The following is a 5,163-nucleotide window of genomic DNA, read 5'->3' as shown; positions in this document are numbered from 1 at the left end:
ATTTTTCCGGCGCAAATGAGCTACAGGCCGCAATTCTGGCTGTGTTCAAGCGTTTTTCAGGCTTGGACACAGCCGGGGTTGCGGCGAAAAACGATGCGAAACCGGTTATTGGGGCGAACAGTACATCAAATGCGGAATATGAATCATCAAAATCAAAATATGATGGCAACAACAATCAAATTGTTCACACAAATATGTGTGAAGGATTCCGCATGTTGCGCGCACGTTGGTTTGGGGCCGGGAGACGCAGTCAGGCCAGGGCGTCAACTGGGCCTAGCGGCGTCCTCGGTGGACAGCGAGGAGATTATCCAAAATCGCCAGTTCACCGCCCGATCTGGCCGAAACCAGATCGGCTCTCCGGGGTCGGTATTTCCCCCCGCCAGCCCGTCACAAACTTTCAGCCGCCAAACCGCCTCGGCAGCCCTGTCCGAGCACTCTAAATGTCCCCTCTGCCGCCAGAACGGGGCGAACGGCCCGTTTTCCCTGGTGAAAAGGCCAATTGAACATAATGGGCATTATGCACAGTGGTTTTTGCGCTCTGTTCGGCCTCATTGAGGCTTGGATACCAAGTTTCACAACCACACTTCTTTTAACATGGTGGCCCGCAGTTTTCTCAAGTGAGTTAATGGCCACCTGCCATCGTGGTACAGAAATGCGCACGAAACATTTGGTATTTTGCATTAAATATCAAATATTTATGTACTCTATGAAGAAACACTCCACCTTTTGCCTATATATCTTCCTGGATTGTTGAAGTTCAATACTTTTGCATAGTTTCCAGCAGCAGTGGCATTATCTGGAATGTCTTTGGTTACAATGCTTCCTGCACCTATCGTTACATTTGAGCCAATTGTTACGTCCTCAATTATGCAAACGCTAGGTCCTATGTAAACATTGTCTCCTATTTGGGCGGCCTTTCCTTCATTTGAACCAATGGTGGTGTATTGTGATAAGTTCACATTATTGCCAATAATTGCCGTGGGATTAATGACTAACGGCCCGCCATGTCCAATGTATAATCCGTAACCCAATACCATCCTATGGCTAATATCCAACCCATACTTCCTTTTTTTATAATAATATATTGGGTATGCCAGTCGTGAAATCTTACATTTCGGGTTGGATAATCTTAACCAAAACGAAAAGTTAAACCCCCTATTAAATATGTAATTTTTTAAAAAACACTTAAAGCTAACACTGCCTTCATATCTAAAAAGATCACTTTTTATATAGTTAATAGTCATTTTCAACTCTTCACTTGTGTATTGGTTGTTAAATATTTTTTTCTGCCGTTCTGTTGCTTCGTTGCCAAAACAATACCCTCTAGTCCCAAGCTTAGATCATTCTCACAGGTTGATATCGGCTGCTGAGGATGGCAAAAAGGTAATTACTTTTTTCCGTATTTCTGAAAAATAAATTCACGGACATCTTCCGCGATCTTAGCATCCGCGCGATGCGCAATGCATCTTGATTGTACGGTGCATGCTCTCTGGGATATCTATGGTGGGCTGCTTAATCAGTTCCTATTGGCACCTATTGCTACGGCTCTCTACTTTCATTCGTAGGCGGAGGTCTGCGCGCTCTTGCTGGTCGGCTTGGTTCTGATGGCTACCTTCTTGTTCATCGCGCAATCTCCATTAGTTCCGCCATGACCGCATCGATCTCTGAGGGGTCGGTCGCATCGGTTTCATGGCCTAATTAGGATTGAGGCTGATACGGCCTATCACTGCGCATAAGGGGCGTTACGGTAAATCCGCCGCCCCTGTTTGCTTCCTATCAAAATCTTAATTACAGATTTCCGTATTTCTGTAAAAGCAGTTCGCGCACCTCGTCCGCGATCTTGGCTCCGCGCGATGCACATTGCATCTTGATTGCGCGGTGCAGGCTTTCTGGGATGTCGATGGTGAGCCGCTTCATCGGCTCAGGTGCATTGCCGGTGCTGCGGTTCTCTACCCACTCATCGGCGGAGGCCTGCGCACTCTTGCTGGTCGGCTTGGCGCCGATGGTGACCTTCTTGTTCATCGTGCAATCTCCATCAATTCTGCCATGACGGCATCGATCTCTGCGGCTGCTGGGCCGGTCTCATCAGTTTCATGAACGGCGCGGCCTTGGGCTGCGGCCTCTGCGAACACCACGCGCTGGGTGATACTGGCGGTCAGGGCTGGTATGGGGTAGGCGGCCAGAGCTGTACCAACATCCCGCCCTATGGCCGTATTTGCGATTTTACGATTAACCACAAAAGCGGCTTTCAGTCCTTCCTTGTAGATGCGAGCCTCTTCAATCAGCTTCACCACCTCGTCTGCTGCCCAGATGTCGTAGGGGCTGGGTTGTACCGGGATCAGCACCACATCAGCGGCCATGATCGCGGAGCGAGCGAGGTCGGTTACCCGTGGCGGTCCGTCGATGACAATGTGGTCATAGCCCTGGCCGAGTTGTCCGATCTCCTTATGCACGGTGGCTCTGGGGAGGCCGACGACCGAGAACAGGGGCTCGCCATCACGAGCTGCGGCCCAGTCCAGGGCGGAGCCTTGTGGATCGGCATCGATCAGAAGAACCCGAAAGCCGCGGCGGGCCAAGCTGGCCGCCAGGTTCACGCTGAGGGTGGTCTTGCCAACGCCGCCCTTCTGGTTGAGCAGTCCGATGATCATGGTTGAATTCTCATTATTTGTGGTTTTGTAAAAATACAGAAAACCACATGCAATGAACAATCAAAATCAGTTCCAGACCCACTTTGCTTGTTTCCCCAGTCCCCCCGAGTTCTGGTTGTGCAACGGCATCGCCAGCACTACAATGTAATTGCGTTTGAAATTACGAAATGAGGTTGCTATGGGCACGATTAACCTGCGCATCGATGACGATCTGAAGGCTCGTTCATTTGCGGTGCTGGACAAATTGGGGGTGACCCCCTCGGATATTCTCCGGCAAACCCTGGAGTATGTGGCCTCTCAGGGGCGGAGCCCGTTTCGCACGACTGTGGTGACGGAGGATGAGGAAGCTCTGTTAGCGATCGTGCGTGAACGCTTGGCCAGTCCCCAGAAGGGCATCAAGGTATCGCTGGATGACCTTTGAACTCGAGTTTGATCCGCGAGCGTGGAAAGAGTGGAAAAAGTTGGGCGATACCGTTCGCCAGCAGTTCAAAAAGAAACTGTCAGAGGTGATCGAGCGTCCCAGGATTGAGGCAAACCGGCTGAATGGGATGCCTGATTGCTACAAGATCAAATTGCGTGGCGCGGGGTATCGATTGGTTTACCAGGTACAGGATGATCGGGTGGTGGTATTCGTGGTCGCGGTGGGGAAGCGTGAACGGGAAGAGGTGTATCTGGATGCTATGTCACGTCTTGATTAGCGAACGTTGTAAGGTGTGACCACCTGCGGTAACGTACTGTCCAGAAAAGACAAACCCCGAATCTCTGCTTTATCAACTTGGCGGAAGATGACAGAGAATTCGGGGCCGTGACGTATCACAAGAAGAAGAATACCACATGGATCACATCAAACAACCCTGCACCGCCAATTCGCGCGGTGCTCGATGGTAAAACCCGCACCGCACGCCTCGTTTGTTGCACGCCTGCCTCATCGCCCCTATTGCAGTGATGACCCGTCACAGGGGCTGCTGATCCGCCCTCTGGTTACCGCGCTGGGCTATCGCCATATTCAGCACAACCCGCCGCCGCACGTCGCCTGCCTGGTATTCGATATCGACCGGCCAGATGGATATGCCGCATGGGAGGCCGCTGGGCTGCCAGCCCCACACTGGATCGCCATCAATCAGAGTGAAACGTTGGACGAGAAAGGGGTGAGCCATCGAGGCCGCGCCCATATCGGCTACCTGCTGGCGACCCCCGTAGCTCGCACTAATGCAGCCAGACAAAAGCCGTTGCGCTATCTGGCCGCCATTGAGCACGTCCTGGCTAAGCGGTTAGGGGCAGACATGCGGTTCACCGGCCTCATCACCAAAAACCCCACCCACAGCGATTGGTGGACGGTATGGCACTCCATCGATCCCTATTCGCTCGACTACCTTGCTGAGTTCTGCCCGGATAAAGATCTCGCCGCCTACAGTCGCCGCAGTCGCAAGGAGGCGAGCGGGCTAGGTCGCAACGTTACCCTGTTCGATAACGTTCGGGAGTGGGCCTACAGCGCCGTCAGGGCTCATTGGCGACCCAATGGCTACGATGCCTGGGCCGAGGCCGTCCGCGCTACCTGTGACAGTGCTAATGCCTTTGGGCTGGAGCAGGGGGGGCCGTTGCCTGTGTCCGAGGTCAAGGCAACGGCCAAGAGCATCGCCCGTTGGGTATGGCGGCATTTCACGCCGTCCGAGTTCCGAGCCATCCAAGCGGCCAGAGGGGCCAAAGGTGGCAAGGTATCCAAGCGTCCAACCAAGGGCGGCAAGGCTAGATCCGAGCTGCTGCCGGAGGTTCTACGGCTCAAGGCGCAGGGTTACAGCAACCGCGATATTGCCGAGGATCTGAAAATATCGGCCAGTACGGTCAGCCTGTATCTCAAGACCGAGCAGGAGTGATCGAACAAGCCTTATCAGATAACAGCGCCCGAAGGGCGTTTGTTTCTGATATGGCTTGTCCTGAGAAAGAGGATCTTGGCGAGGTGGGCAAGCGCCCGAACCGGAGGCCGTCCAGCAGACCGCTTGCGGGCTGTGGGCGGGGGCGTTGTCCACGGAGCTGGTCTTTGTCTTGGCCCTTAACGACTGGACAGGTCTATCTCGATGCGCCGAAAGCCGATGCCGTTGGCGGTGTTGGCCGCCGCATCGATGCTCTTGAATACCCGCCAGCCGCCGCGCTGTCGTTCGAGGACAATGGTCTCGCTCTGCTTGCCGAACTTCACCAGGTGCAGGTGATAGCCCTGACCCATTGGGGTGGGCACGATCAGGGCCTTGGCAAACCCGCCCTGATCGAACGTCCACTTCGCTTGCAGTTCTTCCATATCAAATAACCAATTCGATTAATCAAATGTGTTTTTTGATGATGCCCGCGCCGTTTCCGAAAGGCAACCGTCAGCGCAGGTAGGAGAGCCAGGCTGATCGCGGCGCTATGCGACTGCCTTTTCGCGGGCCCAAGGGTTCTTTCCTTTTTTGGTCTTAACTCGCTTGATCCGCCCTTTGTGAGCCGGGGGATGGTGCAAGTGATCGTGGAGCTGCTGAAGGGC

General features: G+C 53.5%; 8 protein-coding genes. 4 read left to right on the top strand and 4 right to left on the bottom strand.

All coding sequences use genetic code 11. The features are described 5' to 3' along the window. A partial coding sequence (locus tag OKC30_RS19770; protein WP_270809767.1) for a hypothetical protein occupies positions 1-440 on the top strand: 440 nt, incomplete at its 5' end. 264 nt (positions 441-704) lie between these two features. Here OKC30_RS19770 and OKC30_RS19765 read toward each other — a convergent pair. The 3 genes from OKC30_RS19765 to parA all read right to left on the bottom strand — a co-directional run bounded on the left by OKC30_RS19765 (position 705) and on the right by parA (position 2,648). Next, on the bottom strand, positions 705-1,244 hold the full coding sequence (locus OKC30_RS19765) for a serine acetyltransferase (protein ID WP_270809766.1): 540 nt from the start codon (positions 1,242-1,244) through the stop codon (positions 705-707). Between the two features lie 544 nt (positions 1,245-1,788). Further along, a complete protein-coding gene (locus OKC30_RS19760) occupies positions 1,789-2,022 on the bottom strand; it encodes a hypothetical protein (protein WP_160839145.1) in 234 nt (77 codons plus the stop codon). Then, complete coding sequence (gene parA, locus OKC30_RS19755; protein WP_160839143.1) at positions 2,019-2,648, bottom strand: ParA family partition ATPase; 630 nt, start codon at positions 2,646-2,648, stop codon at positions 2,019-2,021. The genes OKC30_RS19760 and parA overlap by 4 nt, the downstream gene beginning before the upstream one ends. A 178-nt stretch (positions 2,649-2,826) precedes the next feature. Here parA and OKC30_RS19750 point away from each other — a divergent pair, with 178 nt between their 5' ends. From OKC30_RS19750 to OKC30_RS19740, 3 genes are all read left to right on the top strand, one after another. After that, positions 2,827-3,069: a type II toxin-antitoxin system RelB/DinJ family antitoxin gene (locus tag OKC30_RS19750; RefSeq protein WP_160838345.1), complete on the top strand. Its 243-nt coding sequence runs from the start codon at positions 2,827-2,829 to the stop codon at positions 3,067-3,069. After that, a complete protein-coding gene (locus tag OKC30_RS19745; RefSeq protein ID WP_160838343.1) occupies positions 3,059-3,346 on the top strand; it encodes a type II toxin-antitoxin system RelE family toxin in 288 nt (95 codons plus the stop codon). The genes OKC30_RS19750 and OKC30_RS19745 overlap by 11 nt, the downstream gene beginning before the upstream one ends. A 183-nt stretch (positions 3,347-3,529) precedes the next feature. Then, the gene (locus tag OKC30_RS19740) at positions 3,530-4,522 is read left to right on the top strand and encodes a replication initiation protein (protein WP_160839141.1); all 993 of its coding nucleotides are present in this window, start codon (positions 3,530-3,532) and stop codon (positions 4,520-4,522) included. Between the two features lie 176 nt (positions 4,523-4,698). Here OKC30_RS19740 and OKC30_RS19735 read toward each other — a convergent pair whose 3' ends face one another. Further along, positions 4,699-4,941 (bottom strand): plasmid replication protein RepB, encoded by a 243-nt coding sequence (locus tag OKC30_RS19735; RefSeq protein ID WP_134997961.1) that lies wholly within the window; start codon positions 4,939-4,941, stop codon positions 4,699-4,701. Between the last annotated feature and the right edge of the window lie 222 nt (positions 4,942-5,163).

Origin of the sequence: Aeromonas sp. QDB18 (assembly GCF_027705325.1) — a bacterium.
In the GTDB taxonomy this organism is placed as follows: Bacteria; Pseudomonadota; Gammaproteobacteria; order Enterobacterales; family Aeromonadaceae; genus Aeromonas; species Aeromonas caviae.
Note: the sequence above shows the minus strand (reverse complement) of the source record. Positions and strands in the feature narration are given on the sequence as shown.

Coding starts and splice junctions, on each gene's coding strand:
- OKC30_RS19765 (WP_270809766.1), bottom strand. CDS start 1,244: ATGACTATTAACTATATAAAAAGTGATCTTTTTAGATATGAAGGCAGT.
- OKC30_RS19760 (WP_160839145.1), bottom strand. CDS start 2,022: ATGAACAAGAAGGTCACCATCGGCGCCAAGCCGACCAGCAAGAGTGCG.
- parA (WP_160839143.1), bottom strand. CDS start 2,648: ATGATCATCGGACTGCTCAACCAGAAGGGCGGCGTTGGCAAGACCACC.
- OKC30_RS19750 (WP_160838345.1), top strand. CDS start 2,827: ATGGGCACGATTAACCTGCGCATCGATGACGATCTGAAGGCTCGTTCA.
- OKC30_RS19745 (WP_160838343.1), top strand. CDS start 3,059: ATGACCTTTGAACTCGAGTTTGATCCGCGAGCGTGGAAAGAGTGGAAA.
- OKC30_RS19740 (WP_160839141.1), top strand. CDS start 3,530: ATGGTAAAACCCGCACCGCACGCCTCGTTTGTTGCACGCCTGCCTCAT.
- OKC30_RS19735 (WP_134997961.1), bottom strand. CDS start 4,941: ATGGAAGAACTGCAAGCGAAGTGGACGTTCGATCAGGGCGGGTTTGCC.